The sequence below is a fragment of the Bacillus proteolyticus genome (genome assembly GCF_001884065.1).
Classification (GTDB): Bacteria; Bacillota; Bacilli; order Bacillales; family Bacillaceae_G; genus Bacillus_A; species Bacillus_A proteolyticus.
In genome coordinates, this window is record NZ_MACH01000086.1 from 43,103 (window position 1) to 70,077 (window position 26,975).

General features: G+C 36.3%; 28 protein-coding genes and 2 tRNA genes. 6 read left to right on the plus strand and 24 right to left on the minus strand.

Annotated features, from left to right (window positions below; all coding sequences use genetic code 11):
* Positions 1–18: 18 nt before the first annotated feature.
* From ysxC to BAQ49_RS13775, 7 genes are all read right to left on the minus strand, one after another.
* Positions 19–615: a ribosome biogenesis GTP-binding protein YsxC gene (ysxC, locus tag BAQ49_RS13745; RefSeq protein ID WP_000869121.1), complete on the minus strand. Its 597-nt coding sequence runs from the start codon at positions 613–615 to the stop codon at positions 19–21.
* On the minus strand, positions 612–2,942 hold the full coding sequence (lon, locus tag BAQ49_RS13750; protein ID WP_071745777.1) for an endopeptidase La: 2,331 nt from the start codon (positions 2,940–2,942) through the stop codon (positions 612–614). Before lon ends, ysxC begins: the two co-directional genes overlap by 4 nt.
* 182 nt (positions 2,943–3,124) lie before the next feature.
* Positions 3,125–4,795: an ATP-dependent protease LonB gene (gene lonB, locus BAQ49_RS13755; protein WP_071745778.1), complete on the minus strand. Its 1,671-nt coding sequence runs from the start codon at positions 4,793–4,795 to the stop codon at positions 3,125–3,127.
* A 106-nt stretch (positions 4,796–4,901) separates the two neighbouring features.
* On the minus strand, positions 4,902–6,161 hold the full coding sequence (gene clpX / locus BAQ49_RS13760) for an ATP-dependent protease ATP-binding subunit ClpX (RefSeq protein ID WP_071745779.1): 1,260 nt from the start codon (positions 6,159–6,161) through the stop codon (positions 4,902–4,904).
* 263 nt (positions 6,162–6,424) lie between these two features.
* Positions 6,425–7,702, minus strand: coding sequence for a trigger factor (gene tig, locus BAQ49_RS13765; protein WP_071745780.1), 1,278 nt, complete (start codon positions 7,700–7,702; stop codon positions 6,425–6,427).
* 309 nt (positions 7,703–8,011) lie between these two features.
* On the minus strand, positions 8,012–9,010 hold the full coding sequence (locus BAQ49_RS13770; RefSeq protein WP_071745781.1) for a hypothetical protein: 999 nt from the start codon (positions 9,008–9,010) through the stop codon (positions 8,012–8,014).
* 197 nt (positions 9,011–9,207) lie between these two features.
* Positions 9,208–9,456 carry a hypothetical protein gene (locus BAQ49_RS13775; protein ID WP_071745782.1) on the minus strand — a complete coding sequence of 83 codons (249 nt, stop codon included), beginning with the start codon at positions 9,454–9,456 and terminating at the stop codon, positions 9,208–9,210.
* Between the two features lie 315 nt (positions 9,457–9,771).
* Here BAQ49_RS13775 and BAQ49_RS13780 point away from each other — a divergent pair, with 315 nt between their 5' ends.
* Positions 9,772–10,386, plus strand: a complete 615-nt coding sequence (locus tag BAQ49_RS13780; protein WP_000473869.1) for a PH domain-containing protein — start codon at positions 9,772–9,774, stop codon at positions 10,384–10,386.
* Between the two features lie 322 nt (positions 10,387–10,708).
* On the opposite strand, the gene BAQ49_RS13785 is transcribed toward BAQ49_RS13780, so the two are convergent.
* Positions 10,709–10,909, minus strand: coding sequence for a cytoplasmic protein (locus BAQ49_RS13785; protein ID WP_071745806.1), 201 nt, complete (start codon positions 10,907–10,909; stop codon positions 10,709–10,711).
* Positions 10,910–11,371: 462 nt separating this feature from the next.
* On the opposite strand from BAQ49_RS13785, the gene BAQ49_RS13795 reads away from it, so the two are divergent.
* Positions 11,372–11,728, plus strand: a complete 357-nt coding sequence (locus tag BAQ49_RS13795; RefSeq protein WP_071745783.1) for a DUF6572 domain-containing protein — start codon at positions 11,372–11,374, stop codon at positions 11,726–11,728.
* A gap of 38 nt (positions 11,729–11,766) precedes the next feature.
* Here the strand turns inward: BAQ49_RS13795 and BAQ49_RS32655 are convergent, their stop codons facing one another.
* Complete coding sequence (locus BAQ49_RS32655) at positions 11,767–12,003, minus strand: hypothetical protein (protein ID WP_131802718.1); 237 nt, start codon at positions 12,001–12,003, stop codon at positions 11,767–11,769.
* A gap of 85 nt (positions 12,004–12,088) precedes the next feature.
* Between BAQ49_RS32655 and BAQ49_RS13800 the strand changes: the two genes are divergently transcribed.
* Positions 12,089–12,448, plus strand: coding sequence for a DUF6572 domain-containing protein (locus BAQ49_RS13800; RefSeq protein WP_071745784.1), 360 nt, complete (start codon positions 12,089–12,091; stop codon positions 12,446–12,448).
* A 158-nt stretch (positions 12,449–12,606) separates the two neighbouring features.
* On the opposite strand, the gene BAQ49_RS13805 is transcribed toward BAQ49_RS13800, so the two are convergent.
* The 11 genes from BAQ49_RS13805 to BAQ49_RS13855 form a co-directional block, all read right to left on the minus strand.
* Positions 12,607–12,680, minus strand: a tRNA-Arg gene (locus tag BAQ49_RS13805).
* A gap of 1 nt (position 12,681) precedes the next feature.
* A tRNA-Gly gene (locus BAQ49_RS13810) sits at positions 12,682–12,755 on the minus strand.
* A 104-nt stretch (positions 12,756–12,859) separates the two neighbouring features.
* On the minus strand, positions 12,860–13,363 hold the full coding sequence (locus BAQ49_RS13815; RefSeq protein WP_071745785.1) for a metallophosphoesterase: 504 nt from the start codon (positions 13,361–13,363) through the stop codon (positions 12,860–12,862).
* A gap of 13 nt (positions 13,364–13,376) precedes the next feature.
* A complete protein-coding gene (locus tag BAQ49_RS13820) occupies positions 13,377–13,985 on the minus strand; it encodes an XTP/dITP diphosphatase (RefSeq protein ID WP_061674627.1) in 609 nt (202 codons plus the stop codon).
* Between the two features lie 11 nt (positions 13,986–13,996).
* Complete coding sequence (rph, locus tag BAQ49_RS13825) at positions 13,997–14,734, minus strand: ribonuclease PH (RefSeq protein ID WP_001261778.1); 738 nt, start codon at positions 14,732–14,734, stop codon at positions 13,997–13,999.
* 131 nt (positions 14,735–14,865) lie between these two features.
* Positions 14,866–15,915, minus strand: coding sequence for a GerMN domain-containing protein (locus tag BAQ49_RS13830; RefSeq protein ID WP_071745786.1), 1,050 nt, complete (start codon positions 15,913–15,915; stop codon positions 14,866–14,868).
* Between the two features lie 131 nt (positions 15,916–16,046).
* Positions 16,047–16,856: a glutamate racemase gene (racE, locus tag BAQ49_RS13835; RefSeq protein WP_071745787.1), complete on the minus strand. Its 810-nt coding sequence runs from the start codon at positions 16,854–16,856 to the stop codon at positions 16,047–16,049.
* A gap of 417 nt (positions 16,857–17,273) precedes the next feature.
* A complete protein-coding gene (locus BAQ49_RS13840) occupies positions 17,274–17,936 on the minus strand; it encodes a type 1 glutamine amidotransferase domain-containing protein (protein ID WP_071745788.1) in 663 nt (220 codons plus the stop codon).
* A gap of 107 nt (positions 17,937–18,043) precedes the next feature.
* On the minus strand, positions 18,044–18,268 hold the full coding sequence (gerE, locus tag BAQ49_RS13845; protein WP_000659484.1) for a spore germination transcription factor GerE: 225 nt from the start codon (positions 18,266–18,268) through the stop codon (positions 18,044–18,046).
* 165 nt (positions 18,269–18,433) lie between these two features.
* Complete coding sequence (locus BAQ49_RS13850; RefSeq protein WP_071745789.1) at positions 18,434–19,729, minus strand: purine/pyrimidine permease; 1,296 nt, start codon at positions 19,727–19,729, stop codon at positions 18,434–18,436.
* Positions 19,730–19,827: 98 nt separating this feature from the next.
* A complete protein-coding gene (locus BAQ49_RS13855; RefSeq protein ID WP_071745790.1) occupies positions 19,828–21,069 on the minus strand; it encodes an amidohydrolase family protein in 1,242 nt (413 codons plus the stop codon).
* Between the two features lie 189 nt (positions 21,070–21,258).
* Here BAQ49_RS13855 and BAQ49_RS13860 point away from each other — a divergent pair, with 189 nt between their 5' ends.
* The gene (locus BAQ49_RS13860; protein WP_000038411.1) at positions 21,259–21,444 is read left to right on the plus strand and encodes a PspC domain-containing protein; all 186 of its coding nucleotides are present in this window, start codon (positions 21,259–21,261) and stop codon (positions 21,442–21,444) included.
* A 73-nt stretch (positions 21,445–21,517) separates the two neighbouring features.
* On the opposite strand, the gene BAQ49_RS13865 is transcribed toward BAQ49_RS13860, so the two are convergent.
* Complete coding sequence (locus tag BAQ49_RS13865) at positions 21,518–22,090, minus strand: helix-turn-helix domain-containing protein (RefSeq protein WP_071745791.1); 573 nt, start codon at positions 22,088–22,090, stop codon at positions 21,518–21,520.
* Between the two features lie 100 nt (positions 22,091–22,190).
* On the opposite strand from BAQ49_RS13865, the gene BAQ49_RS13870 reads away from it, so the two are divergent.
* Complete coding sequence (locus BAQ49_RS13870; protein WP_071745792.1) at positions 22,191–23,156, plus strand: DMT family transporter; 966 nt, start codon at positions 22,191–22,193, stop codon at positions 23,154–23,156.
* A 141-nt stretch (positions 23,157–23,297) separates the two neighbouring features.
* Complete coding sequence (locus BAQ49_RS13875) at positions 23,298–23,963, plus strand: aquaporin (RefSeq protein WP_071745793.1); 666 nt, start codon at positions 23,298–23,300, stop codon at positions 23,961–23,963.
* Between the two features lie 59 nt (positions 23,964–24,022).
* On the opposite strand, the gene BAQ49_RS13880 is transcribed toward BAQ49_RS13875, so the two are convergent.
* From BAQ49_RS13880 to BAQ49_RS13890, 3 genes are all read right to left on the minus strand, one after another.
* A complete protein-coding gene (locus BAQ49_RS13880) occupies positions 24,023–24,454 on the minus strand; it encodes an Rrf2 family transcriptional regulator (RefSeq protein ID WP_000512998.1) in 432 nt (143 codons plus the stop codon).
* Positions 24,455–24,572: 118 nt separating this feature from the next.
* Entirely contained in the window at positions 24,573–25,799 is a 1,227-nt protein-coding gene (locus BAQ49_RS13885) for an ABC transporter permease (protein WP_071745794.1), read from the minus strand.
* Between the two features lie 2 nt (positions 25,800–25,801).
* Positions 25,802–26,686, minus strand: coding sequence for an ABC transporter ATP-binding protein (locus BAQ49_RS13890; protein ID WP_071745795.1), 885 nt, complete (start codon positions 26,684–26,686; stop codon positions 25,802–25,804).
* Between the last annotated feature and the right edge of the window lie 289 nt (positions 26,687–26,975).

Consider the following 26,975-nt stretch of genomic DNA (forward strand, 5'->3'; position numbering starts at 1 on the left):
AAAAACGCGCGACATTCGTCACGCGTTTTTTGTTTTTGTCATTTTATGAATTGCTTTCCATGCCTCTTCTTTTCCAAGTCCTGTTTCAGAAGAGAATAGAACGATTTCATCGCCAATTTCAACAGCAAGCGTTTCTTTTACAACTTTTAAATGCTTTTGCCATTTCCCTTTCGGAATTTTATCGGCTTTCGTTGCAATAATAATTGTTGGGATTTCATAATGCTTTAAGAAATCATACATCATCACGTCATCTTTTGTTGGTTGGTGACGTAAATCAACTACTAATACAGCTGCGTCTAATTGCTCACGTGTTGTAAAGTAAGTTTCAATCATCTTGCCCCATGCCGCGCGCTCCGTTTTAGATACTTTCGCATATCCATAACCTGGAACGTCAACAAAATGCATCATCTCATTGATTAAGAAAAAGTTCAGTGTTTGCGTTTTTCCTGGTTTAGAAGAAATACGTACTAACTTTTTACGATTTAAAATTTTATTAATGAAGGAAGATTTCCCGACATTTGAACGACCTGCTAATGCAATTTCTGGTAAATCACTGTCTGGATATTGTTCTGGTTTAACAGCACTAATTACAATATCTGCTTTTGTTACTTTCATTGTTTCACTCCTACTAATGCGTGCTCCAATACTTCATCTAAATGAGATGCAAGCACAAACGTAAGGTTTTCTTTTACGCTCTCTGGAATATCATCTAAATCTTTCTCGTTTTCTGCTGGCAAAATAATTTTTGTTAAGCCTGCGCGGTGAGCACTTAATGTTTTTTCTTTTAAACCACCAATTGGTAATACACGACCACGAAGTGTAATTTCACCTGTCATACCTACTTCTTTACTTACAGGAATACCTGTTAGTGCCGAAATAAGTGCCGTTGCCATCGTAATACCTGCTGACGGTCCATCTTTTGGAACTGCTCCTTCTGGAACATGAATATGAATATCATTTTTCTCATGGAAATTCGGATCGATCTGCAGCTCTTCTGCACGAGAACGAATATAGCTAAACGCTGCTTGTGCTGATTCTTTCATAACATCCCCAAGTTTCCCTGTTAAAATTAATTTCCCTTTACCTGGCGCTACAGACACTTCAATAGCCAGTGTATCACCACCAGCTGCAGTGTAAGCTAAACCAGTCGCCATACCAACTTGGTCTGTCTTCTCAGCTTGTCCGTAACGGAATATGTGCTTACCAAGTAAATCAACAACATTTTTCTCCGTTACAATAATTCGCTTGCGTTCTGCTGTAACAATGATTTTTGCTGCTTTACGACAAACTTTTGCAATTTGACGCTCTAGTGTACGAACACCAGCCTCACGTGTATAATAACGAATAATTTCAAGAAGCGCTTCATCACGTACTTGTAAATTACCTTTTCGTAAGCCATGCTCTTTTAATTGTTTCGGCAGTAAATGTTCACGAGCAATGTGTACCTTTTCAAGTTCTGTATAGCCAGCAATCGAAATGATTTCCATACGGTCAAGCAACGGACCTGGAATACTTGAAAGTGTATTAGCAGTTGCTACAAACATAACTTTCGATAGATCATATGGCTCTTCAATGTAATGATCACTAAAGTTATGGTTTTGTTCTGGATCTAACACTTCAAGTAATGCTGCTGATGGATCTCCACGGAAATCGTTAGACATTTTATCAATCTCATCTAATAAGAAGACTGGATTAACTGTTTTCGCCTTTTTCATACCTTGAATAATGCGTCCTGGCATTGCTCCAACATACGTACGGCGGTGACCACGAATTTCAGATTCATCACGTACACCGCCAAGGGATACACGGACAAAGTTACGATTCAATGATGTTGCGATAGAACGAGCTAACGAAGTTTTTCCGACCCCAGGAGGTCCTACTAAACAAAGAATAGGGCCTTTTAATGAGTTAGTCAATTTTTGTACAGCTAAATATTCAAGCACTCGCTCTTTTACTTTTTCAAGGCCGTAATGATCTTTATTTAAAATCTCTTCAGAATGAACAAGATCAATCATATCCTCTGTCGCTTCTGTCCACGGAAGGGCTAATAACCAGTCAATATAATTGCGAATAACACCGCTCTCCGCAGAACTTGTTGGTAACTTTTCATAACGATCTAATTCTTTCAGCGCAGCCTTCGTTGTTTCTTCAGGCATTCCTGACTGTTCAATTTTCTCACGAAGTTCTTCAACTTCTCCGCCCTTACCTTCTTTATCACCAAGTTCTGTTTGAATCGCCTTCATTTGCTCACGTAAGAAATATTCTTTTTGTGTGCGCTCCATTGAACGTTTCACTTTTTGTCCAATTTTCTTTTCTAGGCTAAGCAACTCTTGTTCATCTTGAATAATTGAAATAAGTGTATGTAGTCGTTCTTTTACAGATACAATCTCTAAAATCTCTTGTTTCTGCTTCGTTTTAATCGGCAAGTGAGAAGCAATTAAATCAGCTAGTCTTCCCGGTTCTTCTACATCAGCTACCGTTGCAAATGTTTCATTTGAAACTTTTTTCGAAACTTTAATATATTGTTCGAAATGCTCTAGTAACGTACGCATAAGAGCTTTCTCTTCTAAATCATCTTCCACTTCTTCCGTTACCGTTTTAATAGAAACTTGCACTACATTTTCTTCTTCGATAAACTCTACTACTTCTGCTCTATGTAAACCTTCCACAAGGACACGAAGCGTACCGTTCGGCAATTTTAGCATTTGCTTCACTTTCGCCACTGTACCTACACTATATATGTCATCTTCTTTCGGATCATCGATATTCATTTCTTTTTGCATTGCTAAAAAGATGATATTTTCATCCATTGCCGCCTGCTCTAGTGCTTGTATCGATTTATCACGTCCTACATCAAGATGCAGAACCATCGTTGGATATACGAGAACGCCTCTTAATGGTAGGAGGGGCACAATTCTTTCGTTCGTATTCATACTAGACATAGCACCTCCATAATAAATTAAACTCCTGTTCAACTATTTTATATTACAATACATCTAGATGCAATTGCAGAGATTCTCCGCAATTGTAAATATCTTGTTTTTCTCCCTTATGAAAAGAAAAAAGACTCCGCTTAAGCATACAAACTTAAACGAAGTCTGGCAAATTTTATTATCGTTTATTCTTACATTGATTGTGCATCTGTTTCGTCCAAAGCAGTCTGTACATCAATCTCACGATGCATATTTTCCTGCATAAATGTTAATTCAAATACTTCTTTTAATTTGCGGACAGGAATGATTTCAATTCCCTTTATTGTATACAAAAATGGTTGCATGTTTTCAGCCGGAATAATGACTTTTTTAGCTCCCGCTTTTTTCGCGGCTTTTATTTTTGCGTACACACCACCAATAGGCTTCACTTCTCCGTGGATACTTATTTCACCTGTCATCGCTACTTCATTATTCACATATGTACGATGCACCGCTGAATAAACACCCGTTGCCATAGCAATCCCTGCCGAAGGACCATCAATCGGGATACCGCCTGGAAAGTTAATATGTATATCGTAGCCTTCTGGAAGTACATCTAGAGAACGGAGTACTGTTAACACATTATCAACAGAACCTTTCGCCATACTTTTACGGCGGATTGATTTCGTTTGATTACCAATACTTTCCTCTTCCACAATACCAGTTACATTTACTGATCCTTTATCTTTCGCCTTGATTGCTGTTACCTCAATTTCTAATAAAGCGCCTGTATTCGGTCCATATACAGCAAGCCCGTTCACAAGGCCAATCCTTGGAATTGGATAAATGCGCTTTTCGTACTTTGGTGTAAGTTGGCTCGAATGAACAACCCACTCTATATCTTCATCTTTAATGAAAGAACGTTCTTCATTTATCGCCATACCAGCAGAAATTTGTACGAGATTAATCGCTTCCCGTCCATTTCTTGCATACATTCCAATCATTTCAATACCGTTCTCACCTATTTGCATTTCCACTTTGTCAGCTGCATTCTTCGCTACTTTTTGAATTTCTTCTGTTTCTAACTCCCGGAAGAACACTTCTAAACACCGCGACCGAATTGCAGGAGGAATTTCCTCTGGCGAACGCGTCGTTGCACCAACTAAGCGAAAATCGGCTGGTAAACCTTTTTGAAAAATATCATGTATATACGTTGGAATCATCGAATTTTCTTCACTATAGTACGCACTTTCCAAAAATACTTTCCGATCTTCTAACACCTTTAACATTTTGTTCATTTGAATCGGATGTAATTCACCAATCTCATCAATAAACAAAATACCTCCATGTGCATCTGTTACAGCCCCTTTTTTCGGCTGCGGGATACCAGCTTGCCCCATTGCACCCGCTCCTTGATAAATTGGATCATGGACTGAACCAATTAAAGGATCTGCAATACCACGTTCATCAAACCGAGCTGTCGTCGCATCAAGTTCGATAAATGTTGCATTCGTACGGAATGGAGATTTTGGGTTTCGTTTCGCTTCTTCTAATACAAGGCGTGCTGCCGCTGTCTTTCCGACACCTGGCGGACCATATATAATCACATGTTGCGGGTTAGGACCACAAAGAGCCGCTTTTAACGACTTAATCCCGTCTTCTTGCCCCACAATGTCTAAAAAGGATATAGGACGCACCTTTTCCGCAAGTGGCTCTGTTAAAGAAACCTCACGCATTTTACGAAGCTGCTCTAATTCTTTTTTCGATTCTCGATCAATTGAAACTTTTTGTGTTCGCTGATTTCGAAGTAAATGCCAAAAGTACAATCCGACAATTACACCAAAAACAAGTTGAACAAGTAAAAATATATTTGTCCAGCTCATAATTCATTTCCTCCCGCTATGTTTTATCTTTTAGTATTTCCTGGGAGGAATAGTGCTAAACATAAAGAAAAACAGCAATTATAAAAATTGCTGTTTCTTCTTCGCATTATGCAGATGTTTTTGTATCAAGTACAGTACCGTCTTGTAACACCAATTTTGGCGGTGCATTATCAGCTACTGTTTCTTTTGTAAGAATACACTTCTCGATATCTTTACGAGATGGGAGTTCGAACATTACATCAAGCATTAAGCCTTCAATAATAGAACGAAGGCCACGAGCACCTGTTTTACGTTCAATTGCTTTTTTCGCAATCTCAACTAGTGCACCTTCTTCAAACTCTAACTCAACATCGTCAAGCTCCAACAATTTTTGGAATTGCTTAACAAGTGCATTTTTCGGTTTAGTTAAAATATCTACAAGAGCATCTTCATCAAGCGGCTCTAGGTTCGCAATAACTGGAAGACGACCAATAAACTCTGGGATTAAACCGAATCTTAAAAGGTCCTCTGGTAATACGTGAGATAAAACATGCTTCTCATTTACATCAGCATTTTTCTTCTCAGAACCAAATCCAATTACTTTTTCACCAAGGCGACGTTTAATAATTGGCTCGATGCCATCAAACGCTCCACCACAAATGAATAAGATGTTCGTTGTATCAATTTGAATAAACTCTTGATGCGGATGCTTACGACCACCTTGAGGTGGAACGCTCGCTACAGTACCTTCTAAAATTTTCAGAAGTGCCTGCTGTACACCTTCACCAGATACATCACGTGTAATTGATGGATTTTCGGACTTACGTGCCACTTTATCAATCTCATCAATATAAATAATTCCTTTTTCCGCTTTCTCTACATCATAATCAGCCGCTTGAATTAGTTTTAGTAAGATGTTTTCTACATCTTCCCCAACGTATCCAGCTTCAGTTAAAGATGTTGCGTCCGCGATTGCAAATGGAACATTTAAAATACGCGCTAATGTTTGTGCCAATAATGTTTTACCACTACCAGTTGGCCCAATAAGTGAAATATTACTCTTCGCTAATTCTACATCATCAATTTTGCTGTTAGAATTAATACGTTTGTAATGGTTATATACCGCTACCGCTAGTGCTTTTTTCGCGTTATCTTGTCCGATGACATACTCATCTAAGATTTCACGAATTTCTACCGGTTTCGGTACATCTTTGAATTCTACTTCTTCGTCCTTCGCAAGCTCCTCTTGTACAATTTCAGTACAAAGCTCGATACACTCGTCACAAATGTAAACACCTGGACCTGCAACTAACTTTCGAACTTGCGTTTGTGTTTTACCACAGAAAGAACATTTTAATTGACCTTTTTCATCATTAAATTTAAACATATTTTCACACCCCTTACAAAGTGCTAACCTCTTGCCTTCGTATGTACACGATAAATGTATCGTATGTAAATACATATTATGTCACTACGTGGCGAGAAATACAAATAATATGACTAGTTATGTACAAATAAAAAATTTTAAAACTTTTGAAGTATGTATATTCGACTTATGAAGAAACTTTTCCTTCTTCATCGAAAAGTTTTATAAATATATTTCTATATTTATAAAACAAGGCACGATTAAAATCGCGCCTTGTTATTTTATTATGCAGCGTTGTCTACTAAGAAGTCTACAGCTTTACGCACTTTAAGATCTTCAGATAAAGCGTCTACACTTCCAAGAGCTTGCTTGATAGCGTCTACTGGCATACCGTACATTTCAGCCATTTTTTCAACTTCTGCAGTTACTTCTTCTTCAGTAACTTCGATGTTTTCAGCTTCAATGATAGCTTCAAGAACAAGGTTGATTCTTACACGTTTTTGTGCATCCTCTTTCATTTGCTCTTTTAATTTGTCAGCGTCAGTACCTGTGAATTGGTAGTAAAGCTCAAGGTTCATACCTTGTTGGCTTAAACGTTGCTCGAATTCACGAACCATACGATCTAACTCAGTGTCGATCATAGCTTCTGGAATGTCGATTTCAGCGTTTGCAGCAGCTAATTCTACTACTTCGTCACGTACTTTGTGCTCAGCTTCGTGCTTTTTGCCTTCTTCTAAGTTTGTACGAAGTTTTGTTTTTAATTCATCAAGAGTTGCAACTTCTTCGTCAGCATCTTTAGCGAACTCGTCGTTTAACTCAGGAAGTTCTTTTGTTTTGATTTCGTGAATTGTTACTTTGAATGTTGCTGGTTTGCCAGCTAATTCAGCAGCATGGTACTCTTCTGGGAATGATACTTCAACGTCTTTAGACTCACCAGATTTAAGACCAATTACTTGCTCTTCGAAACCTGGGATGAAAGTACCAGAACCGATTGCAAGAGAATAGTTTTCGCCTTTTCCGCCTTCAAATGCTTCGCCATCAACGAAACCTTCGAAGTCGATTACAGCTGTATCACCATTTTCAATAGTTCCTTCTTCTTTAACAACTAGTTCAGCTTGACGCTCTTGTAAAGCTTTTACTTCGTTCTCTACATCTTCGTCAGTTACAGTTGTTTCAACTTTTTCTACTGCTAAACCTTTGTACTCACCTAATTTAACTTCAGGTTTCACTGTAACTTTTGCAGTGAAGATAAGGTTAGCATTTTTTTCGAACTTCTCGATGTCGATTTCAGGATGAGCAACTGGGAAGATACCAGCTTCATCGATTGCTTCACCGTATGCTTTTGGTAAGATGATATCTAAAGCATCTTGGTATAAAGACTCGATACCAAAGCGTTGTTCGAATAACGGACGAGGCATTTTCCCTTTACGGAAACCTGGTACGTTAATTGTTTTTACTACTTTTTTGAACGCAGCGTCGATAGAGTTGTTTACTTCTTTAGCATCAACTTCGATTGTTAAAACGCCAACGTTACCTTCTAATTTTTCCCATTTTGTAGACATTTATTCTTTCCCTCCAACTATAATAATGTATGCACATACCTCTATAGATTAAAATATTCATTATCTCTTTTTTGAAATAACAAATGTACAAATAACCCTCTAGCAAAAGCTTTCAGATATAATGTTCCAATCTACTAATTGTCTAAAAGACAACTACGGTATATTTTGTTCGAGACTAATATGAAACATATTAAGTAAGAGAATTATACTCCTCTTCTCTTACAAACAGGCAGATTTCTGCCTTTTGCAACCCTTACATTATAACATAGAATATGCTCGTTTCAATAACTGAACGATTCTTTTTCATAATTATACGGGCAAATATCCTTCTCTTTCAATGCGTAGTAACCATTGATAGGCGATATGAAATTCCTCTAACTCGATATTGTATGCTGTCATAAGTTCTTCTTCATCAATAGCCAATCCGAAACGCTTTCTTCCAATTCTCTCTAAGACGGCAGCCCAAATTTCTACTTTATCCATTAATAGAGGGAATGGGAAAATGCTAATTTGTAATTCTTTCCAGTAAGTGACCATCGCACTAAATATATCCGGATAATTTTGCTCTAATTGGCTTGATAATTTATGTATTATTTTATCGGATTGCTCCTCATTATGACCCGTAAATGCTGGTATCACTCTTATCGTATTTCCAAACTTCTCTACTTCTATTTCTTCTTCTATTTGATTTTCTACCATCTTATACAAAATAGAAGTTTTCAAATAAGGGTGCTGCTTTTCCTCTATTAAAAATTTCTTTAAAGCAGGAAGTGCGAGATCCAGGTCTTTTAATGAAAGTTTTTGGATCACTCTTAGCTTTTGACCAAAGTTTTCTCCAAAAAGCTCATCGGTAAATTCTTCTAATTCGAAATTCGAATCCACTAGCGACATGTCTGCTTCATCTAGCATACCTTCTGCAAATAAAGCGAGCTGTGCTAATTTTTCCTTTTGCTCAGGCATTATATCTTTCGTTTGCAAAACTTTTTCAACGGTTTCAATAACGCCTTCATAATCATTTGTTTGAACTAAAATAGTCACATACGTTTCAAGAATGTCACCAAATAATACAGCTCCTGTTTCAAGTAACTGCTCACATTTATCTTTCGCTTCTTCCATATGCTTTAATTCTAACAAACAAATAACTGAGGCTAATTCTGTTTGTTCCGTTTCCGCATTATACTGACGTAATATTTCAAAGCAGCGCAATGCATCTTCGAATTTCCGCTCTTTCAACGCTAAAAAACCTTCATCAATATAGCGTTCTGATAGTTGCGGAAACAATACGACCGTATTTTCTTTTTTATCCATACGTTCGCCTCTTTTTCTAGATTTTAATTATCTTCAAAGTAAATATATCAAATGCGTAATGAGAACACAACATTCCAAAACCATTCGTTTGAAATATAGGAATATTTAATTTTCATATTAGGAAATCAACAACTTTTTAAATGAAATTCATTTTCCACAAACAAAAACCCTCAGCAACAGAAGCAGAGGATTCATCATTAATGGAAAGCATTTATAATTGTGGGGGATATAACAAGGGTAATAATTTGGAGAACAATAATTGCCATAACAATCATGCTAAAGTAGAAGATTGGTTTACTTCGCTTCATTAAAAACATAATGATAAGCATCGTACAAGCAAACAAACTTAAGAAGAACAAACTCGTTGTCGAACTAAGTATACCACTCGGGACAAAGAACAATAAAACTACACTACAAGTACCTATAATTCCAAATAACCATTCCATTCATTCACTCATTCCCTTTCCCTCTCATGGCAGTTTTCTCTAAGCGATTAAATGTTTTACAACATCAACTACATACGTTAATTTCTCATACGCTACAAACCCAAAAGCTACTGTTAAACCTGTTACGATTAATCCTTTCATCATTTCTTCCTCCTCGTTTTATCGTTGTTACCTTCATTATAGAGGATTCGTAATTTGTTACCATCGAACTTCCTTACAGTTACCTTACAGAATTGTAAGATTTCAAAATAAGTTTAAAATCATGTTAATATATTTTTGTACAATTAAGAATTTAATTTACAAGGGGGATTTTATATGTTCAAAAAAATGGCAGCTGATGTTTTAGGACTAAGCGATGTAGGTTCCGTTATCACTCCGAAAGATTATGATAAGGTCGATGCTGATGATTACGTCATGCATGAAGATGGGGAGAAAATATATTTTCTTATTAAATCAAAATCAGATGAATATTGTTTCACAAACAAAGGATTAATCCACCTAGACGGTACAAGTGCAACAAGCAAAAAACGTACACTGCGCCGCTTTAGTTATAGTAAATATCAAATTAAAAACGTAGCACTTGAAACTGCGGGAACGATTGATTTGGATGTAGAAATTAAGTTTCAAATGGGAGATGAGCATTACTCAATTGATGTTCATAAAAAACATATTGAAGAATTAAAAGATTTATATAAGGCTTTACTTAAAATCGAAGAAATTTCATACGACAACGACATTACATTACAATATGCACATAAAAGTTTAGATATGGCATCTAACGCTTTCAGCCGTATTTCAAACGCACAAGTAAACTTAGCAGAGCAATTTAAAGAGATGAACGAGATCGCTTTTAACTGGCTTGTTGATACAAAGAAACAATATAATGTGAAAGATTATGGTTTTGTATTTGAAAAGTTTATTAATAACTAATTTAAAACAAACAAAAAACCTTGTTATCCAAAGATAACAAGGTTTCCTTAGCGTCCCAGGAGAGATTCGAACTCCCGACCCGTCAATTACCTATGATATATAAACAATTCTTTCATCGCTTGCTGAACGTTCATTTGTGCGGTCAACTGACCGTTTTTATTAATTAATATTATACGCTATATAGTAGTTCTACGCCAATGTTGAATGCTTTTTGTTCTATCGATTCCCTATCGAAAATTCTGACGCATTTAGATGCTATTTCCCTATCCACGGAATAAAAAACAATCGTCTTAAAATGCGAATCTCGGCGTACCTTTCCGCACTATTTTATATATTTTGATTGCAGTCTTAATATATCTGCCTCTTCGCGAATGCCTGCCGATCCCTTCCTCACATTTTTTACGACAGTCCAATTCGGGTTAGTTTCATCACCGATGTTCTGTACTGTAAAGTTGCCGTCACCATATTTTCGGTGACCTTCTGCCAATTTCTCCGTTAAATCATTCTCTTTAGATTTCGCCATCTTTGCGCCATCTCCCTTTTTTATACAACCTTCTAAAACTGTCCAATCAATCACACGTCCAGTCAATTGGAGATCCTCGCTTTCCACTTCGACTAATTGTAACACACTGTCGGGGATAAGTTCCGATAACGGCTGTTCAATCGTACTAGAATGGTAAAAGTTTTATAACATTCTAAGTGAACAATTGGGATAATACAGATATGGATTTGAGTTCCATCATAAACCTATTGATTCTTTAAATTAAATAAGAGGAATAGGGCGCAAATGGTAAGATTGACTTAGTAGAGTTAAAATCGTCACCTACTGCACCTCTTACTAAAAATCAGAAAAAAGCCTTCCCCCGAAATTGCGGAATCAGGTGCAATAGTTAAAAGTAGGAACAAACCACCATTTGAACATTTAGAAGAGATTCCACCCACGAAAATAAATGTAATAAGAAAAGAAGAATAAGGAGGCCTTTATATGGCATTACATGATACGGATCAAGTCGATTTAGTTTTAATAGATGAGGATAATAAAGATAATGTATACTTAACAATCTTTGATGCTTTAGAGTGGAATAAAAGCGAAGAACTTGACGATGAACACATTTTACTTTTACAAGACAAAATCAATACATATTTAGGATTCATTGAAAGTGATGAAATCTATGAAAAAGTTCCAAGTACAATAGGTAGAACACAATTCATTATACAAGTGTATTCGCAGAATGAACCTAGTTTTTACGGGAAAAAGTTTTATAATATTGTAAGTGAACAATTAGGAGAATCTGGATATGGATTTAAGTTCCACCATAAGCCTATTGATTCTTTAAATTAAATAAGAGGAATAGGGCGCATAAATGGTACTCTTTTTATTTAAGAAAAAGAAGTACATAAGGACTTCTCAAAAGAGGTAGATACAGTAGTAGAACAAATAACTTTAAAGACTAATAAAACAGGAACAAAGACAAGACTTGATTTTCTAGGAGCCAATAAAGATCTAGAAGATATAAGAATAGTTGAAGCAAAAGGTTCACCAACTGCTCCCCTTACTAAAAAACAAAAAATTGCGATTCCTGAAATTGAAGAATATGGCGCAACAGTTGTAGGCAAAGGGAAACCACCTTTTGTAGGCGGTACAGAAATACCTCCAACTAAAGTTGAAATTAGAAGAAAACAATAGATAAGAGGTGTACTTATGTCTGTATACGAATTAGAAAAAGTTGATTTTATGGGCTACAATAAAGAAGAAAAAATAGCCTATTTAGTCATCGCTGATGAATTAGACTGGTCTGATGAGGAAAAACATATTGAATTACTGCAAGAAAAAATCAATTTGTATTTGGGCTTTATAGAAAGTGACGAGGTTTACGAAAGGTATCCTGAAGTAAAAGGGTATGGTTTTGTTATTAAGATATTCGGGAAATATCTTTTTACTGAATGGGGCAAAGAATTTTTAGAAAAGGTTGATGAGGTTCTCGTTGAAGCTGGATACGGTTTTCAATACGTGCATAAACCATTTGATGAGCCTGAACAAACAAATAATATAACTGACTAGCAAAGAGCGTTTTTAAACGCTCTTTTTAATGCACTTTAATCTGTTACATATACTCATTATCATATATCCCGTTATAATATTTTTAAACCTCTTGCACATACATCAATTTGTAGACAAACAAAAAACCTTGTTATCAAAAGATAACAAGGTTTTTTTAGCGTCCCAGGAGAGATTCGAACTCCCGACCGTACGCTTAGAAGGCGTATGCTCTATCCGGCTGAGCTACTGGGACATGGAGCGGGTGAAGAGAATCGAACTCTCGACCAGAGCTTGGAAGGCTCTTGTTTTACCACTAAACTACACCCGCATATTTTATTTTTCTTCGATAGCACTGTTGCCCTATCGACAATATTTATTATATGTATAACCATACATAAAGTCAACACCTTTTTTAAAAGAGGATAATTTTTCTTATCCTCTTTTAAAAACTGCTTGTTCAACTAGTTGTCCGTCTAATGTTTCAAAACGAACTTCTATTTGATTTTCATCCATTTCTAATAAAGCGAATGTCTTTTCCACACGAGAGCGCGGGAGCAAAATACTTCCTGGATTAATAAATAAAATCCCATCAAGTAATTCTGCCCCTAATACATGAGAATGTCCAAAGCACGCTACTTGCGCTCCTACTTCTTCTGCATGATACGCTAACGTTTGTAACGTCATTTTCACATTATGACGATGACCGTGTACAACTAAGAAACAAATTCCATCTACATCAGTTACAATTTCATCTTGAAAGTTAGCATAATCACAATTCCCTTTTACAACATGAAAACCTTGTAGCTCTTCGTGAGCAGGCGTTAGCTCTGAATCACCACAATGAATCATGATATCTACTTTCCCTTCATATTTCTCTTTTAACTGCTGTAATTCCTTCACAGAGCTATGACTATCGCTTACGATTAAAGCTTTCATCAATCTCTCTCCCTTATTCTTCTAAAAACCATTCTGGGATTTTCTCTTCTAATTTACGAAGAGCGCGTCCACGGTGGCTAATGGCATTTTTCTCATCCGAACTTAGCTCAGCCATTGCCTTTTTATATTCTTCTACATAAAAAATCGGATCGTATCCAAAACCATTTTCCCCGCGGCGCTGTTCTAAGATTTTTCCTTCACACGTTCCGTTTACAATAACAGGCTCTTTATCTGCTTCAGGGAAAGCAACCGCTAGCGCACAGTAAAAACGAGCTGTACGTTTTTCTAAATCGACGTCAGTTAACCCTTGTAACACTTTATCGATATTCGCCTGATCGTCTTTCGGCTCTCCAGCAAAACGAGCTGAATATACACCTGGTTTCCCGTTTAAGGCATCTACAATAAGACCAGAGTCATCCGCAATTACGATGGAATTCAACTGTCTACTAAGACTGTCCGCTTTCAAAATTGCGTTTTCTTCAAATGTTTCACCAGTTTCTTCGACTTCTTCAATATGAGGAAAATCGTGTAAAGATTTCACTTCTAAGTCAAATCTCTCAAATAACTCAGCAAACTCACGTACTTTCCCAAGATTTTTCGTCGCTACAACAACTTGCTTCATATTTTCCACCTCTACTCTATATGAGATACGATGTCACCTAACGCTTCTTTTTGCTTTTCAACAAGTTGGAAGATCCCTTGTTCCGCAGCATCCAGTAGTTCATTTAATTCCGCTCTGCTAAACGTCGCTTCTTCTCCAGTTCCTTGTACTTCAACAAACTGACCTTTTCCAGTCATAATAACGTTCATATCAACATCTGCTTTAGAATCTTCGGCATAATTTAAATCTAAAACGACACCTTGTTCTTCAACAACACCTACTGACGTTGCCGCTAAATAATCTTTTACAGGAATTTTAGATACTTTATCTGCTTGCAATAATTTTTCAAAAGCTAATACCATCGCTACATAAGCACCTGTAATTGAAGCTGTTCTCGTTCCGCCATCCGCTTGAATTACATCACAGTCAATCCAAACCGTTCTTTCGCCAAGCGCTTCTAAATCAACAACCGCACGTAATGCTCGTCCAATTAAACGCTGGATTTCCATTGTACGCCCTGTTACTTTCCCTTTGCTTGACTCCCTGATTGTACGTTGCTCTGTCGCACGTGGAATCATTGAGTATTCTGCTGTTACCCAGCCTTTTCCTTCTCCACGCATAAACGGCGGTACACGCTCTTCAATTGTCGCTGAACAAATTACCTTTGTATCCCCAACTTCAATTAGTACCGATCCCTCTGGATGTTTTAAATAATTTGTATGAATATGTATATGGCGTAGCTCTGCTTGTCCTCTACCATCTACTCGCATAAAAATAACCCCCTCATAACTACTCTTATTAGTATAGCCAAATTTAAATGTACGATATGTATAACAATAAAAGAAGGGGAACTCAAAAAGCAATTCCCCTTTCTTACATAAGTATATCAAATTATTCGTGATTAAAAACTACCTGTATTCACGTTTTGCGGACGATTAACAGGTTTTGTTAACTTTTCACCCTTCTCATCCATAAGATTCGCCTTCCCATTCACTTCAATGGAAATATTTTTCACACCTTGTTTTTCCGTTAAAGATAAAACTAGCGACTTCAATACGTAATTTGAAATCACACTCTTGTCTTGGTTCGCAAATATATTTTCATTAAAGTTTAATGTAATATTTCCGTTCTCCACTTTCGGATTCGTAATAAGCTTAGCTCCCGGATTAAAATCATTTAGTAACGAACTGTGAATCGGGCCTTTTACAAGCTCATCCACAATTGTCGCGTAATCATTTTCTTTCCCTTCTGCAACGCGTCTTGTTACCGGTACGTAATATTGCTGCTTATTATTATTTTGCGCCATAAAGTAAAGTGTAACCGGTTTTGTATGCGTTACATCTGCTACTTGTTCATCATCAAAGTTAATTCCATTCGCACGACTTACACCTTCACCAAGCGGTGTACCCGCAACAGGCATCTTAGCTAACTTCTCACCATTTATTTGGAACTGCACTTGTTTTATTTCTGTAAATTGAGTCAAAGTCCACGCTACTGATTCAACAATTTGACGCTCTTCTTCTTTTGAATAATTTTTCATTTCGTTAGAGAAATCAATTACTGCTGTCCCACCTTTTTTCAAATCCAAGGTCATCGTCGTATTTGCTGGAAGGACTGCTCGAAATCCATTTGGCAATAAATTTGTGACTGGTCCATCTTTCACAAGATACTCTAACGTTTGCTTTACAACCTCATTCGCTTTCGGAGTAGGCATTGCAATAGTTTGCGGTACGACATATCCATTTTTATCAACAAGGTATAACTCTCTATTTACTGTTTGCCCTTGTTTATCTTTTTTAGCTGTTTCTTTCTTTTCACCTTCTGTATACGTAACTTTTTTCGGTGGATCAATTTGTTCTGTCGCTTTCTCTTGATTTAATAAGCCACACCCTGATAATAAAATCGCACTCACAGTAGCACCAACAACCCATTTAAAAGTGGATTTAGGCATGCCATTCCCCCCTAAAATCTAAGTTTGTACTATTATGTATACGAGCTGTTTCATATTTTAGAACAAGCTATAGCTACTTACACAGAAAAAAAACCCTGATTTCTCAGGAGTTCTCTTATATGAATCTACTATTATTCTGTTTCTAAATTAATATGCTTCACATTTTCAATCGGCTGACCGAACCATTTTGATGCAATTTCTTTAAATAGGCCTATTTTCCCTGTTGTTAAGAAGAGATGATCGCTTTGTTCCTCTCCCTCATTCAACATTTTACTATGGTATAAAATTGTACTTACTTCACGCGCCGTTTCATCACCAGAACTAATTAGTTGCACTTTATCTCCCATTACTTTTTTAATAACAGGACCTAAAATCGGATAATGTGTACACCCTAAAATAAGTGTATCAATATCAGTATTTTTCAATGGTTGCAACGTTTCTCTGACAACTTCATACGCGATTTCACTTTCGAAATTACCACTCTCTACAAGCTCAACGAAAGGCGGACATGCTAAACTTTCTACCATAACACGGTTATTAATAGACTTTAGCGCTTCTTCGTATGCACCACTTTTTACCGTTCCGATTGTTCCAATAATCCCAACATGATACGTGTTTGTCATTTTTAAAGCTGTACGTGATCCTGGGTGAATAACTCCTACCACCGGAATTGGTAATTGTTTCTGCATCTCTTCTAATACAACTGCAGTTGCTGTATTACATGCAATAACTAACATTTTGATATTCAAATCTAGTAAATGCTCCGTCATCTCCCACGTAAATTGACGCACTTCTTCTCGAGAACGTGGACCATAAGGGCAACGTGCTGTATCCCCTAAATATATAATGCGCTCTTTCGGCAACTGACGAATTAATTCTTTCGCTACTGTTAAACCGCCAACTCCTGAATCGATAACACCGATTGCTCTATTCAACTTCATCACCCGTTTTCTCATTCATCATCTTATTTTATCCCGCTATTTGCGGACAGTAAAACTCCCACCTCAAAATTCGGCTACAGCAAAGAAGTTAAGCGGGAGATCCACTGTCCGTAAACGCCCGATTCGTGAAGGCTAATAATCAGTAGAGGATGAACAAAACCCCCACTGATTAAAGTTTCACTTTATGTTTATCAGTATATTTTACACACTTTAAGTTCGCTAACTTAAAATGCCCCTGTATAAAATTTTTCATGTGTACCTGTATAGATCAGGACCTTTTTTATTTTGCTCCTTTTTTTCATAATTTGCAAGACAGAAAAATAACCGACCTTCTATATGAAAGTCGGTTTCTTCTATATAAAATACTCATTCAAATTAAAATGCCCGCTACCTTTATTAATAGCGGGCGTTTTATTTCTACATCTTATTTATCACGTTCTTTATAGCCTTACCTATTTTTAAACTCGACTGCGGATTCTGCCCTGTAATCAAACGCCCATCTACTACAACATGTGGCGTAAAGTTAGGTGCAACATAAAAGAAAGCTCCTTCTTCCTTCAATTTACTTTCTAACAAAAATGGAACTCGCTTTTCTAAATGCACAGCTTTTTCTTCATCATTTGTATAACCTGTTATTCGCTTACCTGCACTAAAAAACGAACCATCCTTATTTTTCACACCGACTAAAGAGCTTACGCCGTGACAAACAGCCGCTACAATCCGATTATTGTTATACATATTTACAATCAAATTCGCTACATACGGATTACCTGGAAAATCTACAATCGCCCCGTGCCCACCACCAAACAAAACCGCATCATAATCCGAAAAATAAGCCTTCGAAATTGGTTGCGTATTTTGTAATATCGTAGCTACCTGCTTAAATTCATGAGGTATACCATTGGGAATTGATACTCTATCAATAGGTACCCTTCCACCTTCTATAGATACAAGATCAACATCGAACTTAGCCTTTTTAAATAAATTATAAGGAGCTGCGAGCTCTTCAAGCCATAAACCAGTCGGGTGTCCATTCATATCATGAGCGCTTGTTGAAACTAATAATACTCTTTTCAACATATCCCCTCCCTACTACCTATTTATGTATAGAACATCCTTATCATTCATATAGAACATGAAACAAACAGAAAAATAGCCGACTCTTTGTATAAAAGTCGGCTGCTTTCTTATAGTTCGAGCTCTCCCATACGAAGAAGCTCAACAACTGCTTGTGAACGTCCTTTAACCCCTAGCTTTTGCATTGCGTTTGAGATGTGGTTGCGTACTGTTTTTTCACTTATAAAAAGTTCACCTGCAATTTCCTTCGTTGTTTTATCTTGAACCAGTAATTCAAATACTTCTCTCTCTCTCTTTGTGAGTAACGGTTTAGATTGATACGCTTTTTCCTTCAACTGGTATAACCCTCCTTGCTTAAGCCAGAGCTGTGTATGTGTAAGTTGGGTGTTTATTTAGTCAAGATATTGTATGAACGAAATGTGCAGGTGGTGAATGAAAATGGGCTTTATTTCTGATGTTATTTTAGACTTTTATACAGTGCGTGCACTCATTTTATCCGCTTACTTTTTAATGCGCCATATTTGTTCTAGCAATATACTTACAACTGTACCTACAAACAAACCATTCCCGAATATATATTGCATAACAGACGGCAATGATTGGAGTGCTCCAGACGGTAAAAACATAACACCGCTTCCAAATAATATAGCAACTCCTAAAATCGTTACATTCCTTTCGCTAAGCTCCACTTGCTTTATATTATTTAGCCCAATTCCAATTAGCTGTACGAATGAAGCCATTAAAACTGCAGATGCAACAGCAGATGGTAACGATGCTAAGTAACGAATAATACTTGGGAATAGCGACATAACGACTAATAACATACATGCCATTAAGAACGATCGTATATATTTTTGTTTTGTTAAACGAATAAACCCTGCCGTTGCTGGTAAAGGAACGACACCTACAGTTGAAAATACGGAAGAAATGATGTGTGAAATTCCCCCAACCCACGTACCATCTTTCAACTGTTTTTGTTCAATAGTCGCTTTATGAATCGTAGCTTGATTAATCGCTATAATAGCTGCCACAGTATTTGAAACTAAAATACATACCATAACGAAACTTGATACAGCCATACCTGTATTCCATTTCGGAAGTCCCCAAGCAAATATATGTGGAAGTTGCACAAAATGAGTTACTTGAGACGGAATCGTCACTTTCCCTGCAATTAGAAAAATAATCCACCCACTAATTAATCCTATTAAAACTGCATAACTTTTGACAAAACCTTTTCCAAAATTAGATAGTATAATAACGAACAGAAATATACTAAACGCGATTATTGCTGTAAATCCATCGATTTGTGAAACAGTAGCTGTAATTCCTAGCATTCCTTTTAAAAACACACCGCTTAATTGTAAACATAATAAAAGTAAAAACGTCCCTGTCACAAGCGGCGTAAATAAAAATAAAATACGCCCTATAAAACCACTTATCCCTAATCCGATTAAAATAACACCGGAAATCATCATTCCTAATTCTAAAATTTGCAACGTACTATGTAATTGGTCTTGTCCTACAGTTGCATAAGCAAGTACAGTAAATACACCAACCCAAGATCCAGCTGGACCATCCGCAATTGGTAGTCTATGCCCAAGCCATCCTTGTAAAAAAGAAGATATACCAACTACAAAAAATGTACGCTGCATTAAATAAAATATCTCTTCCGTCGTAAGATGAAATAATCCGCCAACGACAATTGGTAGTGCGATTGAATTCGCTAATAAAAATATAAACCATTGCAAAGTTCCCATAATATGATTTTGGTTATGTTGATTGTCCAAATTTTTCATCCTTTCTAACTTTCCTACACGAAATACAGCGTTAGAATAAAAAAGAAGAGTTCTATATTTATAATTAGAACCCTCCTTAAAATATTCAAACGATTCTTCTACACAAGATTATTCAATTCCATCTCATTTAAACTTCCAACAACAATATTTCCTTTATATACGACTAGACGTTTCTCTGTTTGACGGGCTACTGCTTCAGCGACGCATGTTGCATTCGTTAAAACAAAACTTGCTTCATCCCCTACATTCGGCCATACTCGCTTTCCTTCATTGTTTAACGTTTCTTTTCCTCCCGTAATAAAACGAAGTGCCTTTCCTAACGACCTTTCGTCACTCCACCCAAAACGCTCGGCTAATCGATTTACCTTTTGAAGCATATCACCTGTTCCGAATGGCGACCAATGATCTGTAATACTATCATTTCCTAATGAAACTTTAACACCCTTTTTATCTAATAACGGAATAGGGATTACTTGTTTACCAATTGGCACGGTTGAAGTAATATCAATTTTTAAAGCCGCTAGTCTTTCTGCCACTTCTTCAACTTCTCTATCAGTAACACCACCAAGTCCAAGCGCATGACTAATTGTTACACGACCTTGCCACCCCGCTTCTTCTGTTAAGCTTGCCAATCTTTTCATCGTAAACGTTCCAAGATTATTTGCATCATGCAGATGAATATCAACATCCGCATTAAACTCTACTGCGATATCCATAATCGTATGTAATGATTTTTCAATGTCATTATCTACTGTAGCTGGGTCCACTCCGCCGACTAGATGCGCACCCATACGCATCGCATCTTTCACAAGTTGCACAGAATTACTGCGCAATAATCCATGTTGCGGAAAAGCAACGATTCTACCAGACATCCGATCTTTATATGTTTCTAACGCCGCTAACGTCGCCTCCAAATTACCAAGTCCAATAATTGGATCAACATTACAATGCGTTCTAATATTCGTTGCACCATTTCGAAGCAGCAACTCTAGCATATTCTCCGCCCTATCTTGAGCAGTTGCTAATTGCTTTGGCAAAATCGTTTCTTCTTCTTTAAAACGAGTAAAAATATTTTCTGCTGGCATGCTAGCTTTCCAAGGACCACTATAATATGTTTTATCAATGTGAATATGCATCTCTTCGAAAGCTGGCAAAATTAATAAGCGATTGGCATCAAGAGTTACTATCCCTTCCTCTTGAACAACACCTGCTATAATTTTTTTAATTCGCCCATCTTCAATGAGTAAACTACATAATTCTGTTTCTGTTCGTGAAATTTCCCCTTCTTCATATGTATACCCTGATTCAAGCATTACATTAGTCAACCAATATACTGTCATCTCTATTTCCCCACCCTTTATTAAAAATCATCTTACATCTCTTATCTATAATTTTAATATCAACTGAAAATTAAGACAATTAATACGACCGTTTCCTAAAATAAATGTAATACAACCTCATAGTCTTCTCATAAATTTCCATATAGAATAGAAGTATGTAGTTTGATATAAAAAGGAGTTGATCGTAATATGTCAAAAAAATTATGTAAGTCCGAAACCGATAAAATGTTATTTGGTATTTGTGGTGGTTTAGGAGAATATTTTGATATTAGCTCTACTCTCATTCGTATCATTTGGGTCATTGCAGTTTTATGTTTCGGGACAGGATTTTTAGTCTATTTTATTTGTTTATTACTTATGCCACGTTCGTACTAACGGCATCTCCTCATATACTTAAGAAGAGCATATAAAAAATCACCTATAGAATTCTTTTCTATAGGTGATTTTTTCATGAAGAATATTTCATCGTTAAATGTAATACCGCCACTTCATCCTCTTGATTTTTATAAGTATGTTTCTTATTCGCTTCAAATTGAATAGAGTCAAACTCATTTAATTCGTATACATCATTCTCCACTTGAATAGATACTTTCCCTTTCATTACCGTTACAAGCTCAATAGCACCTTCATGATGAGCTTCCGGTTCATATATACTATTCGCCCTTAAACAAGCACGGTGCATTTCCATCCCTGTTTCTTTCGTGTAACGGAACATCGTTTCTAAATGCCATGCTTGTCCTACATCTACTGCAAATCCTTCTCCACAGCGCGCAACAGCTACAGGTTCTCCAACAACCATTAATCTCGATAAAGGAATTGATAACCCTTTCGTTATTTTCCAAATGACAGCTAACGTCGGATTCGTTTCTCCTCTTTCGATCTTTCCCAACGTTAATTTACTCACACCTGTTTTTTGGGCTAACTCTTCTAAACTTAATTTTTTTTCATTTCGAATTTGTCTTAATAACTGACCTACTTGCTGAATGACTTCTTTCGTTTGCATATCTTCATTTTCTTTCATCTATAAAACCACCTTAAAGTATAAAATAGTTTACTTTTATCACACTTATGTATATTATACTATACATAATGATTTACTTCCAAAAGGAGTGTTATATTTCATGCGCGCAATATTATTAGGGCTTTTATCATCAGCCTTTTTTTCTGCAACCTTTATTATTAATAGAGCGATGAATGTATCTGGAACAAGCTGGGCTTGGACAGCTTCCTTCCGCTTTTTATTCGCTCTCCCTATTTTATTCCTTATCGTTTTATTTCGCAAAAACTTAAGAGGTTTATGGGAAGAGTTAAAAAAACATCCATTTATGTGGATTGGATGGGGTTCTGTTGCAGGGATTGGTTTCTATTCTTTATTAAGTTTCGCAGCTGTTTTTTCTCCAGCTTGGCTCGTTGCTGGAACTTGGCAAGTTACGATATTAGCAGGTTTACTTTTATCACCACTATTTTTCGTGAAAATAGAGACACAGTCAGGTACGAAACTTGTACGCGGAAAAATTCCACTTCGTAGTTTATATGTAGCATTATTTATTTTACTTGGTGTAATTTGTATGCAAGCAACTGCAGCAGGTCATATTACAATGACGCAGTTCATTTCGGGTTTTTTACCTGTCGTATTAGCTGCATTCTTATATCCGTTCGGCAATCGAAAAATGATGGAACTTGTTGGCGGACGTCTTGATACATTCCAACGTGTATTAGGAATGGCAATTGGAAGTCTTCCTATTACAATTCTCCTTGGTATATACGGCTTTGCCACTACTGGTATTCCATCATCAACTCAAATGCTTCAAGGTTTTTTGTTAGCACTATGTTCTGGAGTCATTGCGACGATGACATTCTTTTTTGCTACTGATTTAGCAAAAGACAATCTTGCTTTACTTGGAGCTGTTGAAGCAACACAAGCTGGAACGATGGTCTTTACCGTGCTTGGTGAGATTATTTTCTTGAATGGTTCATTCCCTGGTGGTCTTTCCCTACTCGGAATGATTATTATTATGTTAGGAATGGTTGCGAATAGTATTTTAAACCGTTCTGCTCCAGTCATTAAACAGAAAAAATCGGCATAAAAAAGAGTATGGTTCTATAACAATGAACCATACCCTTTTTATTGTCCCCCTATTTCGCCTTATCAGAATAGTATTTTATTGGCTGTTTATACTAAAACCTATGTTATAATACGTTTCATGCGCATTAATAGGAGGTAAATTATGTTAAAAAAAGCAATCGCTGAATTTATTGGTACATTTGTACTTGTATTATTCGGAACTGGAGTAGCTGTCACTGGCGGCGGAATTGAAGGAATTGGAACATTAGGAATCGCTATGGCTTTCGGTCTATCTATTGTCGCAATGGCTTATAGTATCGGAACAATTTCTGGATGTCACATTAACCCAGCAGTATCTGTAGCTATGTTCATCAACAAAAGAATGAACGCTACGGAACTTTGTTATTATGTATTAGCTCAAATTTTAGGTGGTTTATTAGGAACTGCAACGTTAGTAACAATTTTACGCTCTGCTAAAACACCTTTAGATAATTTAGGACAAAATGGTTTTGGTACTCTTGGTTTATCTGGAGCATTTTTAGTTGAGTTCGTTTTAACTTTCGTATTTATTTTAGTAATCGTGGCTGTAACAGGTAAAAAAGGAAGTTCTTCTTTAGCAGGACTAGTAATTGGTTTCACATTAGTTTTAATCCACTTATTAGGAATTCCGTTAACTGGAACATCTGTTAACCCAGCTCGTAGTATCGCACCAGCTTTATTTGTTGGTGGAGAAGCACTTTCTCAACTATGGGTATTCATCGTAGCACCAATTCTTGGTGGTATCGTAGCAGCTGTTGTAGGGAAATTTATTTTAAATACTGAAAAATAGAATTTTCAATATTTCTGAATAAAAAAAGGCGAGCCCTCATTATGAGGAAGCTCGCTTTTTTATTCTTTCATTTTAGACTTTAAATTTGTAACTAATTGGTCTACTGTTACATTTGCAAGTACGTTTTCCATCGCTTCTTGCGCTTGCATCAAAATAATTTCTAATACTGATTGAATATTAGCTCCTACTGGACATTCAATGTTGGGATTTTCATGGAAGGAAAATAGCTGTCCTTCTTCTACTACTTCCACTGCTTTATATACATCAAGTAATGTAATTTCTTCTAAATCACGAGCAAGTGTCGTACCACCTTTACCAGCTTGTACATCAACAAGTCCTGCTCTCTTCAACATTCCTGTAATGCGACGAATCACAACTGGATTTGTATTCACACTACCAGCAATCCATTCAGAGGTACAGCGAGAGTTTCGATCTATCGCAAGTAACGTCAGCATATGAACACCTACTGTAAACCGACTACTAATTCCCATCTGCACACCCTCCTTTGTATTCATTCTATTAAAAGACAACTCTTATTATTATATACTATTTTTAATTTATACATAAAGAAAAAGCATGATTCCATTAGAAAATCATGCTTTTCTCTCCTTATTGACGCTTTATAAATTTTGCTAAATCTTTAAATTTCACTTTGTCGGAGTAATTCATTACACCGTTTACGTAAATGCGACTTGTAACAGCATTTAATATACCAATTGTCGCCAATAAAACTATTAATGTTATCGTAATCTCTAACATACCTGCTTCACCGGCTACAATCCGTGAGAAGGTGACCATCGGTGTGAAAAACGGAACATACGAACTTACAACAACAATAGTACTATTCGGATCACTTAATGATTTAATACTAATGAAGAATGCAGCCATAATCAAAATCATTACCGGGAAAGATACCGCTTGTAAATCCTCTGTCTTAGACACAACAGCTCCAGCCGCAGCGTACATCATCGCATAAAGTAAATATCCCGTAATGAAATAGACAAGAAACATGCTTATAACCTTTGCATCTAATTTTGTAAAGTCAATTGGAACACCAAATAATGAGGCACTTTCTAAATCGACCCAACCTAGCAAATAAGGAATAAGGTAACCACACGCCAATATTACAAGTTGCAATAACGCCGTTGAAACAACCGCTAAAATTTTCGCATACATCATCGTAAGTGGCTTTACTTTCGGAAGCATTACTTCCATTACACGTGACGCCTTTTCAGATGCAATATTCATTGCGATTGTATTTCCGAAAGCTACAATAAACATATACAAAGCAAATGTAAAGAAATACGCAATTCCGAAAGAAGATGTACGATCTTTTATCGCTTCTTGCTTCACTTGAATTTCTGCTTGTAATTGCTGCGCAATTTCTGGTGAAACATTATTTTTTGCAATCGTCACCATCGTATATTGTTGTTTTAAATAGCCTGCCATAATTGCAGAAGTTGCTTGGCTTGGAAATCCATTATACATATATGTAACCGCTGGAGCCCCATCCTTTTCCGTCACATGGAATAGACCATCTAAATCGCCTTCTTCTACTTGTTTATGGTATTTATCAAAATCATTATTTGAACCAACCGTTATTTTTGCTGATGGTAATAGCTTATTTAGCTCTTCTTTTTGTACTTTGTATGTGGAGCTCTCTACTACAACTGCAATTTTATCTTTATCCTTATTTTTATCATCGCCTGAAGTAAAATGATTAAATGCAAAAATCCCAAACACAACTAAAAATAAAATCGCACTCGTAATTAATGATTTTTTAGATAAAAATGCTTCTTTAAAATAAAATGAAAATACATGAGAAAATTTACGCATCTTTATTTCGCCCTCTCTACAAAGATTTCGTTTAACGTCGGCTCTAACATTTTAAATTGGCGTAAGGTAACACCTTGTTCTTGCAATTGTTGTAAAATCTTTAGAGCTTCTGCATCATCTTGTACTTGCACATAAAGAAGGCCTTGTTGTTTTTCATATGATACATGTATAGCTGCTAATCCCTTCTCATTCTCTTCTGTATCTTCAATCGTTAAATTACGAAAACCGTATTCTTTTTTAATATCACTTAACTGGCCTTTTACGACTGCTTCGCCTTTTTTCAAAATACATACATGTTGGCAAAAGGCCTCTACTTGTTCCATACGATGACTTGATAAAATAATCGTCTTTCCGCTCTGTACTTGTTCTTCAATAATGCTAGCTAACATCCCAGCATTAACTGGATCCAGTCCGCTAAACGGTTCATCCAAAATAAGAAGTTCAGGATTATGAAGAAGGGCAGCAATTAATTGGATTTTTTGCTGATTCCCTTTTGAAAGCTCTCCAGCCGTCTTAAATTTATATTCTGGTATTGCTAATCGCTCTAACCAGTGATCGATAGCAATATCTACTTCTTTCTTCGTCATTCCTTCTAATCTACCAAAATAACGCAATTGATCTATTACTCTACTTTTTGTATATAAACCTCTCTCCTCTGGTAAATATCCAATTGTCACCCCGCTATTACCAAATGTTTTTCCATCCCATGTAATAGAGCCTTCATTAGGTGTTAATAATCCGAGAAGCATCTTGATTGTTGTTGTTTTCCCTGCACCATTTCGTCCAAGCAATCCTAGCACTTCACCTTTTGGTAACGAAATTTGCAAACCGTTAACTGCTTTTGATTCTCCAAATAGTTTCGTTAAATTTTGAATTTGTAAACTCAAAGTATAAAGCCTCCCCTTTAGTATCATTCGTACTCTCTGTTAAATCCTATGATTGTTCAGAATGAAATATAGTACTATATTTCATTCTCTTATATGTATCACTACACCTAATCCATCATTTGTTTCATTTAGTTAAAACTGTAAATAAAAACCTTATTTCTGTCAATTATAATTGTCATTACAACAATACAACTTGTCAAAACAGGTATTATTATTTAACTCACCTTTCTAATATAGGACAGACTACTATATATACAAAAGACAATATGCAAATGTTCATAAAAAAATA